The organism is Streptomyces sp. AN091965 (assembly GCF_022698285.1).
Taxonomy (GTDB): Bacteria; Actinomycetota; Actinomycetes; order Streptomycetales; family Streptomycetaceae; genus Streptomyces.
In genome coordinates this window covers 2,066,589-2,092,048 of sequence record NZ_JALDMY010000001.1, presented here as the reverse complement: position 1 = coordinate 2,092,048, position 25,460 = coordinate 2,066,589, and the positions used below count along the sequence as shown (strand labels likewise).

At 75.4% G+C, this 25,460-nt stretch carries 19 protein-coding genes; 9 read left to right on the top strand and 10 right to left on the bottom strand.

All coding sequences use genetic code 11. From position 1 onward, the window contains the following. Positions 1-140: 140 nt before the first annotated feature. From MQV74_RS08330 to MQV74_RS08310, 5 genes are all read left to right on the top strand, one after another. A complete protein-coding gene (locus MQV74_RS08330; RefSeq protein WP_242715386.1) occupies positions 141-1,559 on the top strand; it encodes a HEAT repeat domain-containing protein in 1,419 nt (472 codons plus the stop codon). 85 nt (positions 1,560-1,644) lie between these two features. Next, positions 1,645-1,941 carry a hypothetical protein gene (locus MQV74_RS08325; RefSeq protein ID WP_242715385.1) on the top strand — a complete coding sequence of 99 codons (297 nt, stop codon included), beginning with the start codon at positions 1,645-1,647 and terminating at the stop codon, positions 1,939-1,941. 13 nt (positions 1,942-1,954) lie between these two features. Beyond that, positions 1,955-3,079, top strand: coding sequence for a glycosyltransferase family 4 protein (locus tag MQV74_RS08320; RefSeq protein ID WP_242715384.1), 1,125 nt, complete (start codon positions 1,955-1,957; stop codon positions 3,077-3,079). A gap of 134 nt (positions 3,080-3,213) precedes the next feature. Beyond that, a complete protein-coding gene (locus tag MQV74_RS08315; RefSeq protein WP_242728544.1) occupies positions 3,214-4,404 on the top strand; it encodes a glycosyltransferase in 1,191 nt (396 codons plus the stop codon). Beyond that, on the top strand, positions 4,401-5,258 hold the full coding sequence (locus tag MQV74_RS08310; protein WP_242715383.1) for an SGNH/GDSL hydrolase family protein: 858 nt from the start codon (positions 4,401-4,403) through the stop codon (positions 5,256-5,258). Before MQV74_RS08315 ends, MQV74_RS08310 begins: the two co-directional genes overlap by 4 nt. Here the strand turns inward: MQV74_RS08310 and MQV74_RS08305 are convergent. The 5 genes from MQV74_RS08305 to MQV74_RS08285 all read right to left on the bottom strand — a co-directional run bounded on the left by MQV74_RS08305 (position 5,230) and on the right by MQV74_RS08285 (position 9,713). Beyond that, positions 5,230-6,123, bottom strand: a complete 894-nt coding sequence (locus MQV74_RS08305) for a biotin-dependent carboxyltransferase family protein (protein ID WP_242715382.1) — start codon at positions 6,121-6,123, stop codon at positions 5,230-5,232. The two genes, MQV74_RS08310 and MQV74_RS08305, sit on opposite strands and share 29 nt — an antisense overlap. Continuing rightward, a complete protein-coding gene (locus MQV74_RS08300) occupies positions 6,120-6,734 on the bottom strand; it encodes a 5-oxoprolinase subunit B family protein (protein ID WP_242728543.1) in 615 nt (204 codons plus the stop codon). The genes MQV74_RS08305 and MQV74_RS08300 overlap by 4 nt, the downstream gene beginning before the upstream one ends. Positions 6,735-6,757: 23 nt before the next feature. Beyond that, on the bottom strand, positions 6,758-7,522 hold the full coding sequence (locus MQV74_RS08295) for a LamB/YcsF family protein (protein ID WP_242715381.1): 765 nt from the start codon (positions 7,520-7,522) through the stop codon (positions 6,758-6,760). A gap of 125 nt (positions 7,523-7,647) precedes the next feature. After that, complete coding sequence (locus MQV74_RS08290) at positions 7,648-8,415, bottom strand: putative hydro-lyase (protein ID WP_242715380.1); 768 nt, start codon at positions 8,413-8,415, stop codon at positions 7,648-7,650. Then, positions 8,412-9,713 carry an MFS transporter gene (locus tag MQV74_RS08285; protein ID WP_242715379.1) on the bottom strand — a complete coding sequence of 434 codons (1,302 nt, stop codon included), beginning with the start codon at positions 9,711-9,713 and terminating at the stop codon, positions 8,412-8,414. Before MQV74_RS08285 ends, MQV74_RS08290 begins: the two co-directional genes overlap by 4 nt. 234 nt (positions 9,714-9,947) lie before the next feature. Here MQV74_RS08285 and MQV74_RS08280 point away from each other — a divergent pair, with 234 nt between their 5' ends. The 4 genes from MQV74_RS08280 (at position 9,948) to MQV74_RS08265 (ending at position 18,014) form a co-directional block, all read left to right on the top strand. Continuing rightward, positions 9,948-10,652, top strand: a complete 705-nt coding sequence (locus MQV74_RS08280) for a GntR family transcriptional regulator (protein ID WP_242715378.1) — start codon at positions 9,948-9,950, stop codon at positions 10,650-10,652. Between the two features lie 93 nt (positions 10,653-10,745). Then, positions 10,746-12,272: a hypothetical protein gene (locus tag MQV74_RS08275; RefSeq protein WP_242715377.1), complete on the top strand. Its 1,527-nt coding sequence runs from the start codon at positions 10,746-10,748 to the stop codon at positions 12,270-12,272. A 76-nt stretch (positions 12,273-12,348) separates the two neighbouring features. Then, entirely contained in the window at positions 12,349-13,242 is an 894-nt protein-coding gene (locus tag MQV74_RS08270; protein ID WP_242715376.1) for a hypothetical protein, read from the top strand. Between the two features lie 89 nt (positions 13,243-13,331). Next, positions 13,332-18,014: a hypothetical protein gene (locus tag MQV74_RS08265; RefSeq protein ID WP_242715375.1), complete on the top strand. Its 4,683-nt coding sequence runs from the start codon at positions 13,332-13,334 to the stop codon at positions 18,012-18,014. 44 nt (positions 18,015-18,058) lie between these two features. Here MQV74_RS08265 and MQV74_RS08260 read toward each other — a convergent pair whose 3' ends face one another. From MQV74_RS08260 to MQV74_RS08240, 5 genes are all read right to left on the bottom strand, one after another. Then, complete coding sequence (locus tag MQV74_RS08260; RefSeq protein ID WP_242715374.1) at positions 18,059-19,174, bottom strand: aromatic ring-hydroxylating oxygenase subunit alpha; 1,116 nt, start codon at positions 19,172-19,174, stop codon at positions 18,059-18,061. Positions 19,175-19,184: 10 nt separating this feature from the next. Further along, positions 19,185-20,363, bottom strand: a complete 1,179-nt coding sequence (solA, locus tag MQV74_RS08255; RefSeq protein WP_242715373.1) for an N-methyl-L-tryptophan oxidase — start codon at positions 20,361-20,363, stop codon at positions 19,185-19,187. A gap of 66 nt (positions 20,364-20,429) precedes the next feature. Beyond that, positions 20,430-22,907: a GcvT family protein gene (locus MQV74_RS08250; protein ID WP_242728542.1), complete on the bottom strand. Its 2,478-nt coding sequence runs from the start codon at positions 22,905-22,907 to the stop codon at positions 20,430-20,432. Positions 22,908-23,041: 134 nt separating this feature from the next. After that, positions 23,042-24,127 carry an S-(hydroxymethyl)mycothiol dehydrogenase gene (locus tag MQV74_RS08245; RefSeq protein WP_242715372.1) on the bottom strand — a complete coding sequence of 362 codons (1,086 nt, stop codon included), beginning with the start codon at positions 24,125-24,127 and terminating at the stop codon, positions 23,042-23,044. Between the two features lie 385 nt (positions 24,128-24,512). Next, positions 24,513-25,256: an IclR family transcriptional regulator gene (locus tag MQV74_RS08240; RefSeq protein ID WP_308402376.1), complete on the bottom strand. Its 744-nt coding sequence runs from the start codon at positions 25,254-25,256 to the stop codon at positions 24,513-24,515. Positions 25,257-25,460 lie beyond the last annotated feature (204 nt).

Below are 25,460 nucleotides of genomic sequence, written 5' to 3'. Positions count from 1 at the left end.
CATCCCCCCGGGCCACCGACGAAAGGCAGAGGAAAATGGTCTTCGACAAGCAAGAGACGGCGGGCGGCCCGACGTGTTGGCGCACGGCCAGGTAATGCGGATTCCCGGTTGCGTCGACGCTTGATGTGAGGCTGTTTCCCATGTTCGAACCGGTCATAGCGCCCAGCGGTACGCTGCTCGGCCTGCTGCAGAGGGGCCGCGGCGACGGCACCCTGCACGCGCTCACCGCACCCCGGGCCGAGGCGCTCGCCGCCCTCGACCACTGCGTGCTCAACGACCCGCGGCACGACTGGCAGGTGGAGAACCGCTCCCTGTACTACGCCCGCCTGTACCTCGATCTGAACGGTGAGCTCGACGCTGTCGAGCGCCACCTCTTCGACCCCGAGGACGCCCTGGTCACGGACGACTCGCGCACCGGCCTCGCGCTCTCGGTGCTCGGCCACCTCGCCTCGTACGACCGCCTGGACGCCCTCAGGCTGCTGCGCCGCTACGCGGAGTACGGCAGCAACTGGGCCTGGGCCCTGGACGAGCTGGCCCTGCGCGACGACGACGCGGCGCTGCGCGCCCTCGCCGGGCCCGTGCTCGCCCGCTTCTCACCCGACGCCGAGGGCGAGGCCGCCCTCACCGTCGCCGTCCGCGACGCCTTCGAGCCGCGGCCCTGGCGGCTGTGGGCCGAGGACCCCCGCCCGGAGATCGGCGCCCGGGTGCGTGCCGCCCGGGAGCGCGGCTCCTTCGACCGCTGGCAGCGCCAGCTGGAGCCGTCCGGGCCGCGGCCCGGCTGGAGCGTCAAGGCCGTGCTCGACTGGGCCCAGGAAGGGCTCGAACGCGGCGCCGCGCTGCACGTCCCCGCGGCCCGCTGTCTGGGCGCCGTCGCCGGGCCCGAGGACCGCGCCGAGATCATCGCGGCGGCGCGGTACGGCGCGGACGGGGCGCGCGGCACCGCCCTGCGCTATCTCGCCGACGCGCACGACCCCGACGTGCTCGACCTCATCGAGGAGGCGGCGCGGAGCGCGTCGTCCGTCGTCGTGGACGTCGCCGCCGAGACCTTCGAGCGGATGCGCTCCGTCGCCGCCGTGCAGCGGGCCCGGCAGTGGGCCGGACGCCCGGACGTGCTCGGCGCCGCCGCCGGGCGCGTGCTCGCCTGCCGGGGCGGCGCCGAGGACAGCCAGCTGGTGCTCGCCGCGCTGCGCGAGGCCGTGCGCGGCGAGGGGCCCGACGCGCCGACGCTGTGGCCGCTGGTCGACGGCGCCGGACGCCTCGGCATCGGCTGCGCGGCGCCCGTCCTGCGCCACGTCTACCGCGAGACCGCCTCCTCCCACCTCAGGGGCCGGGCCGCCGGGGCGCTCGCCGTCACCGACCCCTCCTTCGCCGCGGGCTTCGCCGTCGAGTGCCTCTGGGACTGCGAGGAGACCACCCGCGAGGTCGCCGCACGGCACGCGGAGACCGGCGACGCGCGCGTCGTCGCCCAGCTCCGGAGGCTCGCCGCCGATCCCGCCGAGGAGGACGAGGTCCAGTCCGCGGTGCGCAACCGCATCGGTCCTGACGCACCCGCCGTGTGAGCACCCGGCGCGCGGCGGCGGTGACCAGGACCTGGGGGCCGCCGCCGCGCGCATGGCGTCCCGGCTGTGAGCCGCCCCCGCGCGCGTGACGTTCCTGCCGTGGGCCGCCGCCGCGCGCATGATGTCCCGGCCGTGGGCCGCCCCCGCCCATGTGGCGTCCCTGCCCTGGGTCGCCCCCGCCCACGTGGCGTCCCGGCCGTGGGCCGCCCCCGCCCACGTGGCGTCCCTGCTCTGGGTCGCCCCCGCCCACGTGGCGTCCCGGCCGTGGGCCGCCCCCGCCCACGTGGCGTCCCTGCCCTGGGTCGCCGCGCGCGGAGCGGAACGCTCATGGGACGTTCCTCGCCAGGAAAGATCCACGTTGACGTGGGCACGCCCCATCTGACGACAACATCGGTATGCGTGTCGTCATCGTCACCGAGTCCTTCCCGCCCGATGTCAACGGCGTGTCGCACTGCGCCCTGCAGACCGCGCGGCAGCTCGTCGCCCGCGGCCACGACCCCCTCGTCATCGCCCCGGCCGCCGTGCCCGGGGCCGAGTCCGACGGCCGCGCGCCGTGCCCCGTCATCCGCGTGCCCTCGCTGCCGCTGCCCGGATACCCGCAGGTCAGGGTGGCGCTGCCGAGCCGCCGCCTGGCCGCGACGCTGAGCGCGCACCGGGCCGAACTCGTCCACCTCGCCAGCCCGTTCGTGCTCGGCGCCCGGGGCATGACCGCCGCGGCCCGCCGGCGCATCCCCACTGTCGCCGTGTACCAGACCGACCTCGGCGGCTACGCGCGTACGTACATGGGCATGGGCGAGGCCACCGCGTGGCGGCGCATCCGGGCCGTGCACGCCGCCGCCGACCGCACGCTCGCGCCGTCCTCCGCGGCCCTCGCCGACCTGGTGGCCCACGGCGTTCCCCGGGTGCGCCTGTGGCCGCGCGGCGTGGACACGGACCGCTTCCGCCCCTCACTGCGCGACGAGGCGCTGCGGCGCGAGCTCGCCCCCGGCGGCGAACTCCTCGTCGGCTACGTGGGGCGGCTCGCCCCGGAGAAGCACGTCGAGCTCCTGGCACGGGTGTGCGACCTCCGCGGAGTACGCGTGGTCGTCGTGGGCGACGGACCGAGCAGGGCCGCGCTGGGCACGGCGCTGCCGGGCGCGCTGCTGCTCGGGCGCCGTACCGGCGGCGAACTCGCCCGGATCTTCGCCTCCTTGGACGTCTTCGTGCACACCGGGCCCCTGGAGACGTTCTGCCAGACCGTGCAGGAGGCCATGGCCAGCGGCGTTCCGGTGGTCGCCCCCGCCGTGGGCGGGCCGCTCGACCTGGTCGTCCCCGGCCGCACCGGGAGCCTCGTCCCGCCGGGCGACGCCGAGGCCCTGCGCGACGCCGTCTGGGCCGTGGCGGCCGACCCCGGTCTGCGCGCGGCGTACGGCGCAGCGGGGCGCGCCGCGGTCGCGGGGCGGACCTGGGACGCAGTCGGCGACCAGCTCGTCGGGCACTACGAAGAGGTCCTCGCGAAGCGCACGGCGGTGGCGGCGTGAGGCCCGGGACGAGGCAGGGGCCCGGAGCGGGTGCCGCGGCCGAGGCGGCGGGGCCGGGGGTGGTGCGGCGCGGAGGCCTCGTCCTGGTGCCGCGCACCGGCCCGGCCCCCGTACGGCCCGACGGGCCGTTCCCCGTGCGGCACACGGGCCCCCTGCGTATCGTGCGCATCGCCAACTTCGTGACGCCCTCGTCGGGCGGCCTGCGCACCGCCCTGCGCGAGCTGGGCCGGGGCTACCGGGCCGCCGGGCACGAGCCCCTCCTGATCGTCCCCGGGGAACGCGCCTCCGTGGCCGACACCGACCAGGGGCGCGTCGTGACGGTGCCCGGGCCCGAACTGCCCGGCACGGGCGGCTACCGCGTCCTCGCCGACCGGCGCGGGGTGGCCCGCCTCCTGGAGCGCCTGGCCCCGGACCGCCTCGAAGTCTCGGACCGTACGACGCTGCGCTGGACCGGGGCGTGGGCGCGCCGCGCCCGGGTTCCCGCCGTGATGGTCTCCCACGAGGCCGCCGACGCGGTGATGCGCACCTGGGGGCTGCCGCCGCGCCTGGCCCGCCGGGCCGCCGACTCCCTGAACTCCCGTACCGCGTACGCCTACGCGCGCGTGGTGTGCACCACCGAATGGGCCGAGCGTGAATTCGTCCGCATAGGGGCGAGCAATGTCGTACGGGCTCCCCTGGGGGTCGATCTGCGGGACCGGCACCCGGGGCTGCGGGACGCCCGGCTGCGCGCCGCCCACGCGCGCGAGGGCGACGTCCTGCTCCTGCTGTGCTCCAGGCTCTCGGTGGAGAAGCGGCCCGGGAGAGCCCTCGACGCCCTGGCGGAGCTGCGGGGGCGCGGCGTGCGCGCGGTGCTCGTCGTCGCCGGGGACGGGCCGCTGCGCCCGCGCCTCGAACAGCGGGCGGGGGAGCGGCGGTTGCCGGTGACCTTCCTGGGGCACGTCGCCGACCGGGCCGTGCTCGGCGCGCTCCAGGCCACCGCCGACGTGTGCCTGGCGCCGGGGCCCTGCGAGACGTTCGGGCTCGCCGCCCTGGAGGCGCTCGCGTGCGGCACCCCCGTCGTAGCAAGCGCCTCGTCCGCCCTTCCGGAGATCGTGGGCGGGGCGGGAGCGGTGGCCGCCGACACGGCGGTCGCGTTCGCGGACGCGGTCCAGACCGTCCTCGACAGGCCCGAGCGGGACCGGAGGCAGGGCGCACGCGCGCGTGCGGAGGGCTTCGGCTGGGACGCCGCGGTGGCGGCCTTCCTGGCGGCGCACGACGCGGGCGCCGTGGCGGAGCCGCAGGCCCCGGGCGCCGTGGCGCTGCCGGGGCCCGGCGGTGCCGGATGAGCGCCCGCACCTACGTGGCCCTGGGGGACTCCCTCACCGCGGGCGTGGGCGACCCCGTGGACGGCGCCTGGCGGGGCTGGGCGGCCCTGCTCGCCGCGGGCATCGGCCCGCCCGAACGGCCCGTGGAGTTCCACAACCTCGCCGTGAACGGCGCCCGGACCTGGGACGTCCTGCACCGTCAGACGCCCGAGGCGCTGACCCTGCGACCCGGCCTGGCGTCCGTCGTCGTGGGCGTCAACGACACGCTGCGCCACACCTTCGACCTGCACGCCGTGGCCGCCCGCCTCGACGAGGTCTACGGCACGCTGACCGGGCGCGGCGCCGCCCTGCTCACCGCCTGTCTGCCCGACCCCGGGGCGATGCTCGGGCTCCCCGGCGCCCTCGGCCGTCCGCTGGCCCGGCGCCAGCGCGCGGTGAACGCGGTCGTGCACGCGCTGTCGGAGCGCCACGGCGCGCTGCACCTGCACGCCGCCGACGAGGAGTGGGTGGCCGACCGCACCCTGTGGAGCGCGGACCGGCTGCACCCCGGCGAGCGCGGCCACCGGGTGTTCGCCGCCCGCTGCCACGCCCTGCTCGCCGCCGAAGGCCTGGCCGTGGGCGCCGCGCCCGGGCACGAGCCCGAACTGCCGCCGCCCACCCGCTCGGCGAGTCTGTGGTGGCTGGCCACGGCGGGCACGGGGTGGGTCGCCCGGCGCTGCACCGACCTGCTGCCCCAGCTCCTCGCCCTGGCCGCGACGGAGGTGCAGCACGGGCTGTGCGGCACCAGCGGCGGCCTCGACGCACGGGCCGCGCGGTCGGTCGCGGCGGCGCTCACCGGGCTCACGGTCACCGAGGCCCGGCCGGAGGCGGCGTGAGCGCCCCCGCGACCACGAACCGCACGGGCGTCCCCGGCGCCGCCTGGGCCGCTCCCGCCAGGTCCGCGCGCCGCACCACGCCCACCACCGGATAGCCGCCCGTGGTCGGGTGATCGGCGAGGAACACCACGGGCCTGCCGTCCGGCGGCACCTGGACCGCGCCGAGCACCATGCCCTCGCTGGGCAGTTCCCCGCTCACCGCCCGGTCGAGCGGGGGCCCTTCCGTGCGCAGGCCGATGCGGTTGCTCGCCGACGCCACGCGGTACGCGCGCGTGGTGAGGGTCCGCAGCGCCCCGGGCGTGAACCAGTCCGCACGCGGCCCGGCCGTCAGACGCAGCACCAGTTCGCTCGGCGGCGCCGGGTGCGGGACGACGTCCACGCGCGCGTGAGCCGGGGCCGCGTCCCCCAGGGGAAGCACCGCCCCGTCCGTGAGGGGCGGCGGCCCGAGGCCCGAGAGCAGGTCCGTGGAGCGGCTGCCGAGCACCGGCTCGACGGCCACGCCGCCGCTCAGGGCGAGGTAACCGCGTACTCCGGAGACGGCGGTTCCCACGTCGAGCAGGGCCCCGGCGGGCACCCGTACCGGCATCCCCCAGGGGGCGGGCCTGCCGTCCACCGTCACCGGGCACGGCGCGCCGCCCACCGCGACGGTGACCGCGCAGCGGGGCCGCACCGCGCAGCCGTTGAGGGTGGTCTCCAGGACGGCCGCTTCGGGAGGGTTGCCGACGAGACGGTTCACGAGGGCTGCGGCCGGCCGGTCGAGGGCTCCGGAGTGCGGCACCCCCAGATGGGCGTGCCCGGGCCGCCCCTCGTCCTGCACGGTGGTCAGCGCCCCGGAGCGCACGACGGCGAAGGCCCGGTCGGTCATCGGGCCTCCGGGACGAAGCGGACCCGCGCACCGGGCGTCAGGAGCGCGGCCGGTACGCGCGCGTGGTCCCACAGCACGGCCTCCGTGGTGCCGATCAGCTGCCAGCCGCCGGGCGACGTACGCGGGTACACGCCTGTGTAGGGCCCGGCGAGGCCCACGGAGCCCGCGGGCACCGCCGTGCGCGGCGTGGCCCGGCGCGGCACGTCGGGCAGCCCGCCGAGGCCCGTCAGATAGCCGAAGCCGGGGGCGAACCCGCAGAAGGCGACGCGGAACTCGGCCGCCGCGTGGATCCGCGGCACCTCCCGCACCGGCACCCCCCACAGCGCGGCGACGTCCGCCAGGTCGGGGCCGTCGTACCGCACGGGGAGTTCGAGGACGTCCTGCGCGCGCGGGGACAGCGGCGGGATCTCCCAGGAGGGCAGGCGGGCGGCGAGCCGCTCCGGGGCGTCGAGGCCGTCGAGCAGCACCGTACGGGCCGCGGGGACGATCTCCCGCACCGTGAGCTCCCCGGCGGCGCGGCGGCGCAGCAGCTCGGCGTGCAGGGCCTCGGCCGCGCTGCCGTCGGACAGCTCGACGAGCAGCGCGCGTTCGCCCATCGGCAGCACCGTCATGCGCGGCCGCGAGGGGGAGGCGCTCACGCGAACGCCTCCACCCGGACGCCCGCCGCCTCCAGGCGGGCGCGGACCTGGCGGGCCAGTCCCACCGCCCCCGGTGTATCGCCGTGCAGGCACAGGGAGCGCGCGCGGACCGGGACGCGCTCTCCGCTGTGCGCGGTCACGGTGCCGGAGCGGGCGATTTTGACGGAGCGTTCCACGACGGCGTCGGCTTCGGTGATGACGGCGCCGTCCGTGCCGCGCGGCACCAGGGTTCCCTCGGCGGTGTACGCGCGGTCGGCGAACGCCTCGGTGACGACGGGGAGTCCGGCCTTCTCCGCCGTCTCCAGGAGGCGCGATCCGGGCAGGCCGAGCACCGGGAGGCGGTCGTCGGCGAGCAGCACCCCGTCCACGACGGCCGCCGCCGGCTCGGCGTCGTGGACCACGCGGTTGTAGAGCGCGCCGTGCGGCTTCACGTACGACACGCGCGTGCCCGCCGCCCGGGCGAACACCTCCAGGGCGCCGATCTGGTAGGCCACCTCGGCCGCGAGCTCCAGGGGCGGTACGTCCATCGCGCGCCGCCCGAAGCCCGCCAGGTCGCGGTACGAGACCTGGGCGCCGATCCGCACGCCCCGCTCGGCCGCCCGCTCGCACACGCGCCGCATGGTGGCCGCGTCGCCCGCGTGGAAGCCGCACGCCACGTTGGCGCTGGTGACCACGGACAGCAGCTCCTCGTCGTCGGTGAGCCGCCAGCGTCCGAAGCCCTCGCCGAGGTCGGCGTTGAGGTCGATCGAGGCCCAGGTCATGAACGTCTTCGCTCCTGTTCGTTGTCGCGTGCCCACGCGCGTGTGGGTGTGGCGTCGATGTGCGCGCCCGTGATGCCGACGAGCAGCGCGTGCCCACGCGCGCGTGGGTGTTGCTGCCGGTCCGGTCAGGCCACGCGGTACTGCTCGTCGCGCGCGTCGGTGAGGAACATCCGGCCCGGCGCGTGCGTGAGCGCGAACGGCGGCCGGGAGGCCGTCACGGCGGCCTGCGGCGTGACCCCGCACGCCCAGAAGACCGGGATGTCGTCGGGCTCGGCGTCCACCGGGTCGCCGAAGTCGGGCTCGCCGAGGTCGGCGATGCCTAGCCCGGCCGGGTCCCCGCAGTGGACGGGGGAGCCGTGCACCGCGGGCATCAGGGAGCTCTCCTCGATCGCCGCCGCCAGGTGCGCGGGCGGGACCGGTCGCATGGAGACCACCATGGGTCCCTTCAGGCGCCCCGCGGGCCTGCACGGGCGGTCGGTGACGTACATGGAGACGTTGCGGCCCTGCTCGATGTGGCGCAGCGGCACGCCCGCCGCCGCGAGGGCCCCCTCGAAGGTGAAACTGCACCCGATGAGGAACGCCACCAGGTCGTCCCGCCAGTGCGCGAGCACGTCGGTGGGCTCCTCGACCAGCTCCCCGTGGACCCACACCCGGTAGCCCGGCAGGTCCGTGCGCAGATCGGCCCCCGGGGCGAGCGGCGTGGTCCAGGAGCCCGCGTCGGTGACGTCGAGGACGGGGCAGGGCTTCGGGTTGCGCTGGCAGAACAGCAGCATCTCGTACGCCCAGTCGGCGGGGACGGCGATCAGGTTCGCCTGGGTGTGCCCCGGGGCCCAGCCCGCCGTCGGGACGCTCAGGCCCGCCCGGAACCTCCCGCGTGCCTCCCCGGGGGTCACAGCAGCTCCCTGCCGCGCGTCTCCGGAAGGCCGAGCAGGGCCACGACGGCGAGCGCGTACCCGAACGCGCCGAAGATCAGCGCGCCGCCCGTGCCCCAGCTGTCCGCCAGGAAGCCCACCGTGGTGGGGAACACGGCACCGATCGCGCGCCCGGTGTTGTACGTGAAGCCCTGTCCGGTGCCGCGCACGGCGGCCGGGTACAGCTCGCTGAGGAACGAACCGAAGCCGCTGAAGATGGCCGACATGCAGAAGCCCAGCGGAAAACCGAGCACCAGGAGAAGGCCGTTGGCGCCGTCGGGGATGTTCGTGTAGGCGACGATGCTGGCCGCGGAGAGGAAGGCGAACAGAGTGATGTTGCGCTTGCGGCCCAGTTTGTCGGTGAGGTACCCGCCGGTCAGATAGCCGAGGAAGGCGCCCGAGATCAGGAACGTCAGATACCCGCCGGTGCCGACGACCGTGAGGCCGCGGTCGTCCTTGAGGTAGGTGGGCACCCAGGTGGCGAGCGTGTAGTAGCCGCCCTGGACGCCGGTGGACAGCAGGACCGCGAAGCAGGTGACGCGCAGCAGGTCCGGCCTGAAGATGGCGGTGAAGGAGCCCTTGTCGGTGCTCTTCTCGCGCGCGGCGGCCGCCTCCGGGGCGTCGTGGACGTTGCGGCGTACGTAGACCACGAGCAGCGCGGGCAGGGCGCCCGTCCAGAACATCACGCGCCAGGCGACGTCGTCGTCCAGGAACTGGAAGACCAGGGTGTACACGATCGCGGCGAGGCCCCAGCCCACGGCCCAGGCGCTCTGGATCGCGCCGAGCGTGCGGCCGCGGTTCTTGGCGCTCGCGTACTCGGCGACCAGGATGGCGCCGACGGCCCACTCGCCGCCGAAACCGAGGCCCTGGAGGGCGCGGAAGACCAGCAGGGTCTCGTAGTTGGGCGCGAAGCCGCAGGCGACGGTGAACACCGCGTAGGTGACCACCGTGATCATCAGGGCCTTCACCCGGCCGATGCGGTCGGCGACGACGCCCGCGACGGCGCCGCCCACGGCGGAGACGACCAGCGTGACGGTGGTGAGCAGGCCGGTCTGGCCGCTGTTCAGGTCGAAGTACGCCTTGAGGGCGACCATCGTCAGCGGCAGCGTGAAGTAGTCGTAGGAGTCGAGCGCGTACCCGCCGAAGGCGCCGGTGAAGGCGCGGCGGCCGCGTGGCCCGAGCGCACGCAGCCAGCCGAACGCGCCGTCGTCGTCGGGAGGTCGGGCCTCGCCCCGGGGGCCGTCGACGGATATCGGGGAGGGCGGTGGGGTCGTGCTCATGGGCACCTCGCAGAGGGGTTGGCGGTGCTGGAGGGTGCTTCTGATGAGCGGTGCCGAAGGGGGTCCGGGAGCGCCGCGGGTGCTGTTGACGGGCTGAGCATGGCGGCCCCCGGCGGGGAGCGGGAGCCGCTTGCCGGACAACGTAGAGGATTGTTCAACGATCCCTCAATACCCGTGTTGTTTCGTTCTTGTCTCTGCGGTTGAATCCGGGCATGGCTGAGGGGATCGCTGAGCATGGCTGAACTGACGGGTCTCGCCGACGACCGCGCGCTGCTGGGCCGCACCAGCACCGCCGAACGCGTCGCGGACATCCTGCGGAGCCGCATCGCCGAGGGGTACTTCCCTCCTGGAACACGCCTCTCCGAAGACAGCATCGGCGGCGCGCTCGGCGTCTCCCGCAACACCCTGCGCGAGGCCTTCCGGCTCCTCACCCACGAGCGGCTCCTGGTCCACGAGCTCAACCGGGGCGTGTTCGTACGCGTCCTGACCGTCGACGACGTCGAGGACATCTACCGCATCCGGAGCCTGGTCGAGTGCGCCGTCGTCCGCGGCCTCGGACCGCCGCCGTACGCCGTCGACGGACTCGCCGACGCGGTCGCCGAGGGCGGGGCGGCGGCCCGCGCGCGGGACTGGAAGGGCGTGTCCACCGCCAACATCCACTTCCACCGCGAACTGGTCGCGCTCGCCGGCAGCGACCGCACCGACGAGCTGATGCGCAGCGTCTTCGCCGAACTGCGCCTCGCCTTCCACGTGGTGGACGACCCGCGCCGCCTGCACGAGCCCTACCTCGCCCGCAACCGGCAGCTCCTGGAGGCCCTCCAGGCCGGTACCGCGCCCGAGGCCGAGCGGCTGCTCGCCGCGTACCTGGACGACTCGCGCCGCGGCCTGGTCGACACCTACGCGCGCCGGGTGGCGGAGGGCGGGCTCGGCGCCAGGTGAGGCGGAGGCGGGACCCGGCGTCGCCGCCGGGCCCCGCACGGTGCATCTGCGTCGTTTCGACCGTTGTCAGACCGAGGACCTAGTCTGTGCACCGTGACTTCGCCTGCCGTATCGGACACCGCTCCGCCCCAGCTCAGCGCGGGGCCGAGGCCCGCGCCGGGCCCGGCCGCCGACGAGGGCCTGGCGCGGCGCCTGCGCGCGCTCGCGTGCACGGCGCCGCTGCACGACCTGGACGCCCGCAAGGCCAACCTCGCGGGGGAGTACTCGGTGTACGCGATGGCCGAGGTGGCCCTGTCCGCCATCGACCTCGTCACGCTGAACATGGACTTCGACACGGGCGCCGACCACGAGCAGATCGTCGCCCGCCTGCTGCCCCGCGTCGCCGCCCAGGCCCCGCGCCGCCCGGCCGCCGAGCACGAGCGCGTCGCCCGCTGGGTCCTGGAGAACCTGATCAACGTCGGCAGCGTGGACCGCGGCTTCCGCGCGGTCTACGGCACCTTCGACCCCGACGGCACGTACGTCCGCAGGGACTACGACTTCAAGCTCATCGAGGAAGTCCCCGGATACGGCGGCGGTGTCTACCTCCGCACCACCGACGAGGCCGTGAACGTCCTGGTCGGGGCCCTCGACACGGACGTCACCAGCGCCCAGATCGCCGCCGAGGTGAAGCTGGAGGTGCTCATCAGCAGGGGCCGCCTCGCCGACGCCCAGCTCGCCGCCGAGCAGGCGCGCTACCGCACGGTCCAGTACTCGGAGACGCTCCGCAAGGCCCTCGACGCCACCCGGCGCAACGTCCGCGCGGTCGACTGGCTGCGTGCCGTCCCCGACATGATCGCCGAGGCCCTGGACCACGTGGCCGACCGCTACCGCCACGAGAACGCGATCCTGACGAACATCCGCAAGGCCCGCGACGAGTCCGAGGACCCCGAGCAGAAGCGCCGCGCCGCCGAGCTCGTCGACATCGTCAAGGACTGCATCCGCCGCCACACCCAGCTCCAGTCCCGGCTCCTCGAAGCGGGCCCCCTGTTCCGCGCGGAGCAGGACCGGCAGGCCTTCGCCACGCCCGCCGCCCGCACCGGCCTCGACCTGTACGGCCAGCTCGTCGCCCCCGTGCTGCCGCTCCCCGCCGAGCAGGCCACCCGGGTCACGGACGCCTTCTTCGCCCACGGCACGGGCCTGCGCACCCCCGTGTCCGTCCGCGTCGGCGACCTCGTCGACATACTCCTGACGCCGCCGCTGGAGCGCGAGCACCTGGGCGCCGAGATGCCCGAGCCCGACCTCATCGCCACCCCCGACGACAGCCGGTTCAGCGAGGAGCAGCTGGCCAGTGCCATGGAGCTGCTCGCCCTGCCGCCGGACGCGCCGCGCAGGCTCTCCGGGCTGCTCGCCGACGCCCGCCGCCGTGACCCCGAGCTGCCGTACCTGGTCGCCCTGCTCGCCGTGCACGCGGCCAGCCCGCCGGTGGGCACCGCCTACCGCCAGGGCGAGGAGCAGCTCCTGTTCGCCGTGGACGACGGCACGGAGCTCGACGACCCGGAGTTCGGCGGCGCCGACCTCGTCGTCGGCACCGCGCTGCTCGACGCCGCGGGGATGGCCGCCGACCGCACGGAGGCGGCGTGACCCCCCGGGCCCGCGGCACCGCCCCGGGCGCCCCAGGAGACGTACGACCGACCCACCGCAGCAAGGAGCCGCAGCCGTGACCGACCACCCCGCAGAGCACGCCGCGTGGGGCGAGCCGGACTCCGCCCCGGCCCCGGCCGCCGCCCCCGCCGTCACCCCGGCCGACGCCGCCGACGCCGCCCGGCTCGTCGCCTTCGGGCTCCAGCCCAAGCTCCAGCCCGCCCGCGACCAGGAGTACGGCGAACTGCTGCGCCGCTACCGCGAGGACCCGGCCTTCGGGCGCCTCGCCGACGCCGTCGCCACCGGGCTCGGCCTCGTCGTGCTCGAGGTGTCCCCGCGCGCGGGGATGGCGGTCACCGCCGCCGAGGACTCCGTGTTCGCCGTCCGCATGGGCGACTACGCGCGCCGCGCCGCCGCCGACTCCACCGACCGCTTCCTGCACGGCCTCGCCCACCTCGCCGTCGCCGCCATGGCCTTCCCGCGCCCCGAGGACCTCGCCGACGACGGCTACATCGGCCGCGTCACCGTCAACGGGGTCGACGCGTTCGTCCGCCAGGCCTGCCGTCGCCTGGAGGAGCGCGCCGAGGAGCAGGGCGAGAACACCGACCCGGCGACGCACGCCCCCGGCCTGGAGGCCGCCTGGCGCGTCTGGGCCCGGCGCAGCTCCACCGGAGCCACCAAGGACGCGCGCAGACTGGCCGGTTCGACCACCGGCATCGTCGGCAAGGCCGCCGCGTTCCTCACCGACTCCGGCTTCCTCCAGCGCACCGGGGACGACTCCGGCGGGACCTACCGCACGACGGCCCGCTACCAGCTCCAGGTGCGCGACATGGCGGGCAGCGCCGCCATGGCCGAGCTCCTGGAGCTCGGCGTCGTCCCGGTCACCGACGGCTCCGCGACGCTCCTGCCCCCCGACGACACCGACGACCTGGAGCTGGTGGCCGACGCGGGCCTGCCGTTCCACTCCTGACCCCCGGGCGGGCCCCCACCACCGGGGACCCGCCCCCACCGCCCCTCCGTTCCGCACGAGTCACCGACTTACGACGAGAGTCCGCCGCCATGTACGAGCTGTCCCGGGTCCGCCTCTACTCCATCGGACCTGCCGGTGCCCGCTACGCCGACACCGTCCTCGACCTGCGCGGCGTCGGCGACGTGGTGCCCGACCCGGCGCCCGCGCAGGCGGAGTTCTTCGAGGAGGAGCCGGTCGGCCCGCCGCGCAGGCCCGCGCCCGCGGGCGTGCTCTTCCTGGAGAACGGCGGCGGCAAGTCGGTCCTGCTCAAGCTGATCTTCTCGGTGATGCTCCCGGGCCACCGCAACACCCTGGGCGGCGCCAGCTCCGGCGTCCTGCGCAAGTTCCTGCTGGCGGACGACTGCGGCCACGTAGCCCTGGAGTGGCAGCACACGCTGACCGGCGAGTGCGTCGTCGTCGGCAAGGTCAGCGAGTGGCGCGGCCGCCAGGTCTCGAACGACCCGCGGAAGTTCGCCGAGGCCTGGTACTCCTTCCGGCCGGGCCCCGGCATGAGCCTGGACTCGCTGCCCGTCGCCGAGTCCACCGCCGTCAGGGCCGCCGCGGAGGGCGCGTCCGGGGCGCAGGGCCGCCGCCGCACCATGAAGGGCTTCCGGGACGCCCTGACGGAGGCGGGCAAGGCGTACCCGCACCTCGAAGTGCACTGGGAAGAGATCCACGACCGGTGGAACGAACACCTCGGCGACCTGGGCCTCGACCCCGAACTCTTCCGCTACCAGCGCGAGATGAACGCCGACGAGGGCGAGGCCGCGGGCCTGTTCGCCGTCAAGAAGGACTCCGACTTCACCGACCTGCTGCTGCGCGCCGTCACGGACACGCGCGACACGGACGGCCTCGCCGACCTCGTCCACGGCTTCGGCAACAAGCTGGGCCGCCGCGCCGAGCTCATCGCCGAGCGGGACTTCACCGCGGGCTCCGTCGACCTGCTCGGCCGCATCGTCGAGGCCGCCGAGACCCGGGCACGCGCGCGTGACGTGCACGCGGGCGCCGAGCGGCGCACCCGCACCCTCGCCCGGCGGCTGTCCGCCCGCGGCGTCGAGGAGCGCGGCCGCGCCGCCGACCTCGCCGAGCAGGTCACATCCGCCGCGCACACCGTCACCTCGGCCGAGCAGGCCCGCGAGCGCTCCGCGCTCATCTCCGCCGAACTGGCCTACCGGCACGCCTCCCTGGCGCTGACCGTCGCCGAGAAGGCCGCCACCGCCCAGCGCCGCGAGCTGGCCGACGCCCGCACCCTGCACGCGGCGTGGCAGGCCGCCGAGGCCGTCCTGCGCCACCGGGCGGCCGCCGACCGCTCCGCGCGCGTGGCCGTCGCCATCCGCGAGGCCGAGCGGGACGCGGCCCCCGCGCTCGCCGCCCGCGCCAAGGCCGCCGCCGACCTCGTCCGGGCGCTGCACACGGCGGCCGAGGGCGCCGAGGCGCACGCGAACGAGGAGGAGGAGCGCTCCGCCGTCCTCCAGGAGACCGGCGAGGCCGCCCACCGCGACGCCACCGCCGCCGCGACCGAGGCGCAGCGCGCCCGCAGCGAGACCGGCCACCTGCGCCAGCGCCTGGCCGAGGTCGAGCAGGAGACCGCCGAGGCCGTCCGCGCGGGCTGGCTCGACGACAGCGAGCCCGACGCCGACCCGGCGCGTGCCGCGCTCGCCGCGAGCGACGCCGAGAAGTCCGCGGTCGCCGCCTGGGACACCGCCCGCGAGACCGGGAGCAGGGCCGCCGAGCACGCCAGGGAGGCCGCCGCCGCGGAGGCCCGCGCCGAGCTGACGGCGGCCCGCGCCGCCGACGCCGCGACGGCCGCCGAGCAGGCGTACGAGGGGGAGCGGCGCACCGCCGAGTCCCTCGCGCGCGACGAGCGGCTCGCGGAACTCCTCGGCCTGCCCGGCACCGCGAGCGCGGGCACGCCCGGCGCCGGGGTGCCGCAGCCGCGCCGCGCGGCCGCTGACGCCTCCGGCGGCACGCCCGAGAGCGAGGCGCCCGCCGACCACGAAGGCCCGGCCGACGAGGCCCTCACCGCCGAGCACCTCGACCACAGTGCCGACGATCTGCGCGTCCTCCTGGAGGACGGGGTGGCCGCCGCCGAGCGACAGCTGTTCGAGCTGCGCACCGCCGCCGCCGACGACTCCCGCATCCTCGGCGCGCTCGGCGACGGCGGGCTGCTGCCGCCGGGGCCCGACGTCCTGGCCACCGTCGAGTTCCTCGGCGAGCACGGCATCCCCGCGCTGCCCGGCTGGCGCTATCTGGCCCAGGCCGTCGACCCCACCGACCACGCGCGCGTGCTCGCGGCCCGGCCCGAGCTCGTCGACGGCGTCATCATCACCGACCCTGACACGCACGTACGGGCCCGCGATGCGCTCTCCGGTGCCGCCCTGCTGCCGCGCTCGACGGTCGCCGTCGGCACCGCCGCCGCCCTCCTCGCCCCGGCCCCCGCGGCCGACGCGGAAGCCGACGGCGACGTCTTCCTCGTACCGCCGAACCCGGCCATGCACGACGAACACGCCGCCGACGAGGAGCGGCAGGCCCTGCGCGCCCGCGCCACCCGGCGCGACGACGAGATCCGCGTCCTCGCCCAGCGCCTGGCCAAGGACCGGGAGCTGGCCGCCCGGCTCGCGTCCTGGCGCTCCGGCTGCCCGGCCGGACGCCTCGCCGAGCTGGCCGTCGCCGCGCGCGCGGCCCGCTCCTTCGCCGAGGAGGCCGAGGCCGAGCTCGCCGAGGCCCGTACCGCGCGCGCCGAGGCCGACGAGGTGGCGGGCGACGCCGCGCGCGTGCGCGACGAGCGGCAGGAGGCCGCCCAGCGCGCCCGTCGCGCCGCCGACGCGCTCGCGGGCCTGGCGTTCCGGCTGCGTGAGCGCGCCGGATGGCAGACGAAGCTGCGCGAACTGGCCGACGAGGCCGTGGAGTCCGAGGCCCGCGCCCAGGCCTGCCTCGACCGGGCCCGCGCCGCCGACGAGGATCGCCGTGCCGCGCAGCGCGCCGCCGACGACGCCCGCCGCACCGCCCGCGCGCTGCGCGCCGAGCGCGCCGAGATCGCCGGCGCCCCCGAGGACATCGCCCTCGACGAGGACGCCGCCCCCAAGACCTCGCTGCCCGCTCTGCGCGAGGCCTACCGCGCGGCCTCGCAGCTCTACGAGAAGGTCGGCGTCGGCGCCGACCTGCGCGCCGAGCAGGCCCGCGCCGAGAGCGACGAGTCCGCCGCGCTCGCCGAGCTCGACCGGCTCAGCAACAAGGTGCGCACCCGCGCCGCCCAGCTCCTCGAAGGCACCGACGGCGCCGACGGCCCCTCCCGGCAGGCCGCCGCCGCGCGCGCGGAGGCGCAGGTCCAGCTCATCGAGTCCCGCGCGTCCGCCGCCAGCGAGCAGCTCGGCCGGCTGCGCGGCGAGGCCGAGCGGCACGCCCCCGAGGACGGCGACGCGCACACCGAGCTGCCCGCCGAGCTGGTGCCCGCCGACGCCGAGCACGCCCAGGCGCTGCTGCGCACGGCCACGGGCGAACTGGCCGCCCACAGCGCGGCCCTGACCCGGGCCAAGGAGGCGCACGCCGCGCTGCTGCGCACCCACCGCGCCACCGAGGACGCGGCCGGAGGCTTCGACGAGACGGCCGCGCTCCTGCGCGACCTGCTGCGCGAGCACCCCGACGGGGACGGGGAGGAGCAGCCCGAGCCCCACCCCGGCACCCTGGAGGAGGCCCGGCAGGCCGCCGCCGAGGCCCGCCGCTCGCTGCGCGGCTGCGCCGCCGACCTGTCCGGCGCCGAGACGGCTGTCCGCGAGGCCGGCGACGTCCTCGTCCGGCACGCCAACTCCACCCGGTACGAACAGGTCCGCACGCCCGCCCGCCAGCAGATCCGCGAGCTGCCCGCCGCGGCGCTGCCCGAGCACGCCAAGAAGTGGGCGGACGCCTTCGCGCCCCGGCTGCGCGTCCTCACCGACGAGCTGGAGCAGCTGGAGCGCAACCGCGACAGCATCGTCGACCGGCTGCGCGGCCTCGTGGAGTCGGCCCTCGCCACCCTCAGGTCCGCCCAGCGCCTGTCCCGGCTCCCCGAAGGCCTCGGCGAGTGGTCGGGCCAGGAGTTCCTGCGCATCCGCTTCGAGGAGCCCGACCAGGCCACCCTGGTGGAGCGCCTCGGCGTGGTCATCGACGAGGCGACGCGCGCGGCCGTGAAGAAGAACTCCGACCTGCGAAGGGACGGAATGTCCCTGCTGCTCAGGGGAGTTCAGGCCGCCCTGGAGCCGCGCGGCATCGCCGTGGAGATCCTCAAGCCCGACGCGGTGCTGCGCGCCGAGCGCGTCCCCGTCGGCCAGATGGGCGACGTGTTCTCCGGAGGCCAGCTGCTGACCGCCGCCATCGCCCTGTACTGCACGATGGCCGCCCTGCGGTCGAACGACCGGGGCCGAGACAAGCACCGCCACGCGGGCACCCTGTTCCTCGACAACCCCATCGGCCGCGCCAACGCCACGTACCTCCTGGAGCTCCAGCGGGCTGTGTCGGACGCCCTCGGCGTGCAGCTGCTGTACACGACGGGACTGTTCGACACGACCGCGCTCGCCGAGTTCCCGCTGGTCATCCGCTTGCGCAACGACGCGGACCTGCGGGCGGGCCTGAAGTACATCAGCGTCGAGGAGCATCTGCGCCCCGGCCTGCCGCAGGAGCAGCAGGCCCCGGCCGAGGAGACCGTGCACGGAGAGATCACGGCGACGCGGATGTACAAGCGGCCCGTCACGACCTGAGGGCGCGCGGGGCGGCGGCCTCACGAGCTCCGGGGGCGCGGCGTTCAGGCGAGCCGTCGGGTCACCCAGTCGTGGAACTCCCCGATGTGGTGCTCGGTCGGCACGAGCACCCCGCCGTGCCGGTAGGCGCGGGAGCTCATCGCGGGCTGGGTGCGCTCGCACGCCGCGAAGTCCTGCTCGTTGACCCGGTGGAAGAGCTCCACGGACTTCGACAGATCGGCCCCGGAGGCCACGACGTCGGGTGCGTACAGCCAGTCGCACTCGACGACCGTGCGGTCCGCGGCCAGCGGGACCATGCGGTGCAGGATCACGTGGTCCGGTACGAGGTTCACGAACGCCGTCGGCCTGACGGTGATCGCGTAGTAGCGGCGGTCCTGCTCGTCGGCGACCCCCGGGAGGCGCCCGAAGCCCGCGCTGCCGTCGACGGTGAAGCCGCGCACCTCGTCGCCGAAGGCCGCGCCGTGCCCGACGTAGTACTGCGCGGCGAAGCCGTCGGTGAACTCCGGAAGCACGTCGGTCAGTTCGGGGTGGATGGTCGCGCAGTGGTAGCACTCCATGAAGTTCTCGACGATCAGCTTCCAGTTGGCGCGCACGTCGTAGCGCACCCGCCGGCCGAGGGCCAGGTCCTGGAGGCGGTAGCGCTCGACGGCCGCCGGGTCGCCCAGGCGCGCGGTGACGTCGCCGACCACGGTCTCCTCGAAGGACGGCGGCTCGTCGGCCAGACACACCCAGGCGTAGCCGAGCCACTCCCTCAGCGCCACCGCCACCAGGCCGTACCCGGTCCGGTCGACGTCGGGCATCCCGGTGAGGTTCGGCGCCGCGACGAGCCGGCCGTCCAGGTCGTACGTCCAGGCGTGGTACGGGCACCGCAGGCCGCGCCGCACCTCGCCCGCGTCGTCGGCGCACAGCCGGGCGCCCCGGTGGCGGCAGACGTTGAGGAAGGCACGCAGTCCGCCGTCGCGGGCACGGGTGACCAGGACGCTCTCGCGGCCGATCTGGACGGTGCGGTACGCGCCGGGCCTGTCGAGGTCGGCGGCGCGTACGGCGCACGCCCACAGCGCCTCGAAGACGCGCTCCTGCTCGCGGGCGAAGACCTCGGGGTCGGTGTACGAGCGGCCGGGCAGGGTCGCGATGAGACTCCTGGACACCTGGGTCGTCACGTCGGTCCTCCTAAGCGGGCGCCGCTGCGGGCAGCGGGCCGGTGATCCGGCGCGGGTCGAACAGCTCGACGGGGTGCGCGGTGGCGCCGTCGAGCGCCAGGTCGGCGAGGATCTCGCCGACGACCGGCACGAACTTGAAGCCGTGCCCGGAGAAGCCGCAGGCGACCGTCACCGAATCCGGGTGGACGGGGTGGCGGGCGATGACGAAGTGCTCGTCGGGCGTCGTCGTGTACATGCAGGTCGCGGCCTTGATCAGGCGCCCGGGAAGCAGCGGGATCTGGCGGGACATGTGATCGGCCATCGCGGCGGCCTCGTGCGGGTGGACAGTGCGGTCGATGGTCTCGGGCGTGCAGACGGCACCCTTGCGGAAGAAGGCGACCTTCGCGCCGAGTTCGGGACCGTCGATCGCCGGGAAGCCGTACACCTGGACGCCCTCCGGGTCCTCCCACACGTAGATCGGATGGTGTGCGGGCAGGAAGGGGCCGACGCCGCCGGTCGGCTGGAACCAGTACATGACCTGTCGCTCGATCGTGAACGGCACCCCGAGGTCCGCGAGCAGCTCGGGCGCCCACGCACCGGGGCAGATCACCAACTGGCCCGCGGTGTACGTGTCCTCGGGCGTGTGCACGCGGACGCCGCCCCCACACGGTTCCCATCGGACGACCGGTTCCTCGAAGCGCAGCTCGGCGCCCTGCCGGGTGGCGAGCTGGAGGTGCGCGGCGACGGTGTTCTCCGGCCGCAGCAGGCCCGCGCGCCGCTCGAAGAGCGCCACCTCGTCGGCCCGGGGCGTGAGCGTCGGGAAGCGGCGGCGGATCTCGTGGGCGTCGAGCATCTCGTGCGGCAGGCCCCAGGTCTCGGCGGACAGCCGCGCCCCGGAGACGACGCGCCCGTCGGGACGGCCGACCATCACACCGCCGCACAGGATCGCGATCTCGCGCCCGGTGTCCCGCTCCACCTGTTCGTACAGCTCGTAGGCGCGCAGAAGCAGCGGTACGTACGCGGGGTCCTCGAAGTACGACTGGCGCGTGACCCGGGAGCCGCCGTGGCTGGAGCCGCGCTGGTGCACGGGGCCGAACCTCTCCAGGCCGAGGACGCGGGCCCCGCGCGCGGACAGGTGATGGGCGGCGGCGCTGCCCATGCCGCCCAGACCGATCACGATCACGTCGTACGTGGGGGTGGTGCGGGACATGCGGTCTCCAAGAGAGGCGACGGGGCGGGAAGCGCGGAGGAGGAGGGCTCGGGGGCCGGCCGGTGGCTAGCAGCGGATGCGGGTCATCTCGGGGTCGAAAAGAGGTTCGTCGGCGACCGTCGCGGGCAGACGCTCGCCGACGTACTCGATGCGGACGGGCGTTCCGGTGGGCAGCGGCGGCAGCCAGGCGTAGGCGACGCAGCGGCCCAGCGTGTAGCCGTACGCGGCGCTGGTGACGTATCCGGCCGGGGTGCCCTCGACGTACACGGGCTCCTTGCCGAGGACGACGGCGGCCGGGTCGTCGAGGAGCAGGGGGGTCAGCCTTCGGGTGCTGGTGCTGGTGCTGGTGCTGGTGCTGGTGTCGGGGGTGGGGGTGAGGTCGGGGGCGCGTCGCCGCAGGGCCGTGCGGCCGACGAAGTCGCCCTTGTCCTGGCGTACGGCGAAGCCGAGCCCTGCCTCGTAGGGGTCGTGCTCGGTGGTCATGTCCTGGCCCCAGGCGCGGTATCCCTTCTCCAGGCGCAGGCTGGTGAAGGCGGACCGCCCGGCCGCGACGACGCCGAGGTCCCGGCCCGCTTCCCACAGCGTGTCCCACAGGCGCAGGCCCAGGTCGGCGGTGGTGTACAGCTCCCAGCCGAGCTCTCCGACGTAGCTCAGGCGCAGGGCCGTCACCGGGACGTCGCCGATGTGCGTCCGCCGGGCCTTGAAGTAGCCGAAGGCCCGGTGCGAGAAGTCGTCGAGGGTGAGCGGCTGGACCAGGGCGCGGGCGCGCGGACCCCAGACGCCGACGCAGCACGTCCCCTGGGTGATCTCCCTGATGTGGACGTCGTCCGGCGCGTGCCACAGTAGCCAGGTGAGATCGGCGGGGGAGTTGGCGCCGACTTGGAAGTGGTCGGGGGCGAGCCGTGCCACGGTCAGGTCGGAGCGGATGCCGCCCGCCTCGTCGAGAAGGAGGGTGTAGGTGACCGAACCGGGCTTCTTGTGAAGGTTGTTGGTGGTCATGCGCTGGAGGAAGGCCAGGGCTCCGGGGCCCGTGACCTCCAGGCGGCGCAGCGGCGTCATGTCGTACAGCGCGACGCGTTCGCGTGTCGCCCGTGCCTCGGCGGCGGCGACCGGTGACCAGTGGCGGGCGGACCAGGCGTCCCGCGCGGGCAGCTCCAGGCCCGCGGTGAGCGGCGCGTTCGCCTCGTACCAGTGCGGGCGCTCCCAGCCGCCGCCTTCCAGGAACACCGCCCCCAGTTCGAGCTGGCGGGCGTAGAAGGGGCTGACGCGCAGGGGCCGTGGCTGGTCGATCGGCTGCTGCGGGTGGATCACGTCGTAGACCTCGACGAATTGCTGGGCGCCGCGCCGCGCGACGTACGCGGGGGAGCGCTGCGCGTCCTCGAAGCGCGTCAGGTCGCAGTCGTGGACGTCCGTGGAGGTCCTGCCGTCGACCATCCATTCGGCGACCGCCTTGGCGACGCCTGCCGAGTGCGTGACCCACACGGCCTCGGCGAGCCAGAAGCCGCGCAGTGCCGGGGACGGGCCGAGCAGGGGCATGCCGTCGGGAGTGAAGGAGAAGACGCCGTTGAAACCCTCGTCGACCGTCGACTCCTTGAGCGCGGGCAGCAGGCCGCAGCAGTCCTGCCAGCTCGGTGCGAAGTCCTCCTCGGTGAAGGGGTGCGCCGACGGCATCGCGGGCACGGCACGGCCGCGCCCGGCGGCCTCGTCGTACGAGTCGATCGTGAACGGGTCGACGGGCAGCGGCCGGTGGGCGTACGAGCCGATGCCGATGCGGTCGGTGTGCTCGCGGAAGTACAGATCCCTGTCCTGGAACCGGAGGATGGGCCGGGAGGCCTCCGTGCGCGGATCGTTGACGCCCGCGAGCTCGGGCAGCGGTCGCGTCTTCGCGTACTGGTGGGCGAGCGGCAGCAGCGGCAAGTCGACGCCCGCCATCCGTCCGATCACCGGGCCCCAGAAGCCCGCGGCCGACACCACGCGGTCGGCGGGGAACGCGCCGCGGTCCGTGACCACGCCGGTGACCCGGCCCTCGGCGCGCTCGATGCCGGTCACGGTGTGCCGGTCGAGGAAGCGGGCACCGCGCCGGGTGGCCCGCTCGATCTGCGCGCGGCAGGCGGGCACGGCCCGGGCGAGCCCGTCGTCGGGCGTGTGCAGACCGCCGAGGACCTGCCCGCTGTCGAGCAGCGGCCACAGCTCCGCGCACCGCTCGGGGCCGACGAGCCGCGCGCGAACGCCCCAGGACGCGGCGAGCCCGGCCCTGCGGCGCAGATCGGCCCAGCGCTCCTGCGTGGTGGCGAGCTCCAGACCGCCGACGGGGTGGAAGCAGGGAAGCCCGTCGACGCTCAGGGAGCTGAACTTCCGCACGGTGTAGGCGGCGAACTCGCTCAGCGTCTTGGACGGGCTGGTCTGGAAGACGAGTCCGGGCGCGTGCGACGTGGAGCCGCCCGGGGCGGGCAGCGGCCCCTGTTCGAGGACGGTGACGTCGCTCCAGCCGCGCGCGGTGAGCTCGTCGGCGAGGGAGCAGCCGACGATTCCGGCGCCGATGATGACGACGCGGGGGCCGCGAGGGCTATGGGGGCGGCGGTCTTGTGGGGCGAAGGCGGTGGCCTTCGGCGTGCTCTGCTGGGGGGCGGTCGGTGTGTCCTGTCGTGGGGCGTTGCGGTCCCGGTCCGGCGCGCCTGTCACAGGACCACCACCGAGCGCAGCACCGTGCCCTCCCGCATCCGGTCGAAGGCCGCCTCGACCTGGTCGAGGGCGATCCGTTCGCTGACGAAGGCGCCGAGGTCCAGCCGGCGGCGCACGTACTCGTCGACGAGGATCGGGAAGTCCCGCGTGGGCAGACAGTCGCCGTACCAGGAGGACTTGAGCGCGCCGCCGCGCGAGAAGAGGTCGATCAGCGGCAGCTCGATGGTCATCGCCGGGTCGGGCACGCCGACCTGGACGAGGGTGCCCGCGTGGTCGCGCATGTAGAAGGCCTGGCGATAGGTGTCAGGGATGCCCACCGCGTCGATCGCCACGTCGACGCCGAAGCCGCGGGTGAGCCCGCGCACCGCCGCCACCGGTTCCGTACCGCGGGAGTTGACCGTGTCCGTCGCTCCGAACCGCGTCGCGCCGTCGAGCTTCGCGTCGTCGACGTCGACCGCGATGACGCGTCTGGCTCCGGCGAGCGCGGCCCCGGCGATCGCCGCGCAGCCCACACCACCGCAGCCGATGACGGCGACGGTGTCGCCGCGGCGTACGCCGCCCGTGTGCACGGCGGCCCCGTACCCGGCCATCACACCGCAGCCGATGAGGCCCGCCGCCTCCGGGCGCGCCGCCGGGTCGACCTTCACGGCCTGGCCCGCCGCGACCAGGGTCTTCTGCGCGAACGCGCCGATGCCGAGGGCGGGGGTCAGCGGGGTGCCGTCGAGGAGCGTCATGGGCTGGGCCGCATTGCGGGAGTCGAAGCAGTACCAGGGGCGGCCCCGCAGACAGGAGCGGCACGTTCCGCACGGTGCGCGCCAGGCGATGACCACGTAGTCGCCGGGCCGCAGGCCCTCGGCGCCCTCGCCGACCGCCTCGACCGTCCCGGCGGCCTCGTGCCCGAGCAGGAACGGGAAGCCGTCGCCGACCGCGCCCTCCCGGTAGTGCAGATCGGTGTGGCAGACCCCGCAGGCCTGCACGGAGACGAGTACCTCTCCCGGTCCGGGATCCGGCACGACGATCGTCTGCACCTCGACAGGTGCGCCCTTCTTCGCGGCGACGACGCCACGGACCTCGTGTGGCACGGCCAGGCTCCTCTGCGGGACCGTTGCGCGACTCCGCGCAAACGCGGCTGCTGTTGCGTACTCCACGACTTGTTGCGCTATCGGGAACATCGTGCGAGCGGCATCAAGGGGCCGTCAAGGGGCGGACGCGAAGGCCCGGGAAAAGGCCGGGGCGGCTTCGGGACGCGGTGGGGCGGGAGGCCTGACGGAGGGGTGGCCGGGCGGTGTTGCCGGGTGCCCCTCCGGGCTGTGAGCGGTGGGGCGGATGGTGGTAGCGGGGCTGGGCGGGCTCCGGGCGGTGTGGCGGAGACCGGCCGTGGAGTTGGCCGCCGGGCGGTGTGGCGGCAATCGGCCGCTGAGCTGACTTCCGGGTGGTGTGGCGGCGGCGCCCCGTCCCGGTCTGTGGTCAGAGGCCGTAGCCCATGCGGCGGGACAGGTCCACGGCGGCCGTGACCGTGCGCTTGGCGAGCTCGGTGAGCCGGTCCTCGGTCAGCCGGTACACCGGCCCGGACGCGCTGAGTGCCCCGATCACCTTGCCGTCGTGCGCCCGCACCGGCGCGGCGACCGCGGCGAGCCCCACCTCGAACTCCTCCACGGCCGTGGCGAAGCCCTGCTCGACGACGGTCTCCAACTCGCCGCGCAGCGCCACCGTGCCGGTCACGGTGTGGTCGGTGAGCCGTGGCAGCGTACGGGCGACCAGGCCCTCGCGCAGGGTCGTCGGCAGATGGGCGAGCAGCACCTTCCCGCTGGAGGTGGCGTGCAGCGGGGTGCGGCGGCCGAGCCAGTTCTGCGCGGTCACGGACGCGGGGCCGCGCGCCTGCATGATGTTGACCGCGGCGTCGTCGTCGAGGACCGCGATGTTGACCGTCTCGCCCAGCTCGTCGGCCAGCGCGCGGCAGACGGGGGCGCCCTCCTGGGAGATGTCCATGCGCACGGCCGCGGCGCCCGCGAGGCGCAGCACGCCCGCGCCGAGGAAGTACTTGCCGCGGTCCTTGGCCTGACCGACCAGGCCGCGGTTCTCCAGGACGCCGAGCAGCCGGAACGCCGTCGACTTGTGCACGCCCAGCTCGTCGGCGATCTCGGTGACTCCGGCCTCGCCGTGCCGCGCGAGGATCTCCAGGACGCTCACGGCCCGGTCCACGGACTGCACCGAGCCCGCGGCCGCCCCGGACTGCCGCGCCCGGGATCTGCCCGCCCCGGGCTGGTCCTGGTGCGGCTCACCGTTCTGGTCAGGGCTTTTCGGCGTGCGGGTCATATCTCAACTCTCACCACTCGGCGGCGGTTGAAGCCGCTTCTCAGGGAAGCCCTTGACTCCGTGGGCGTCCCACCGGATTCTGTTGCGCATAGCACTACG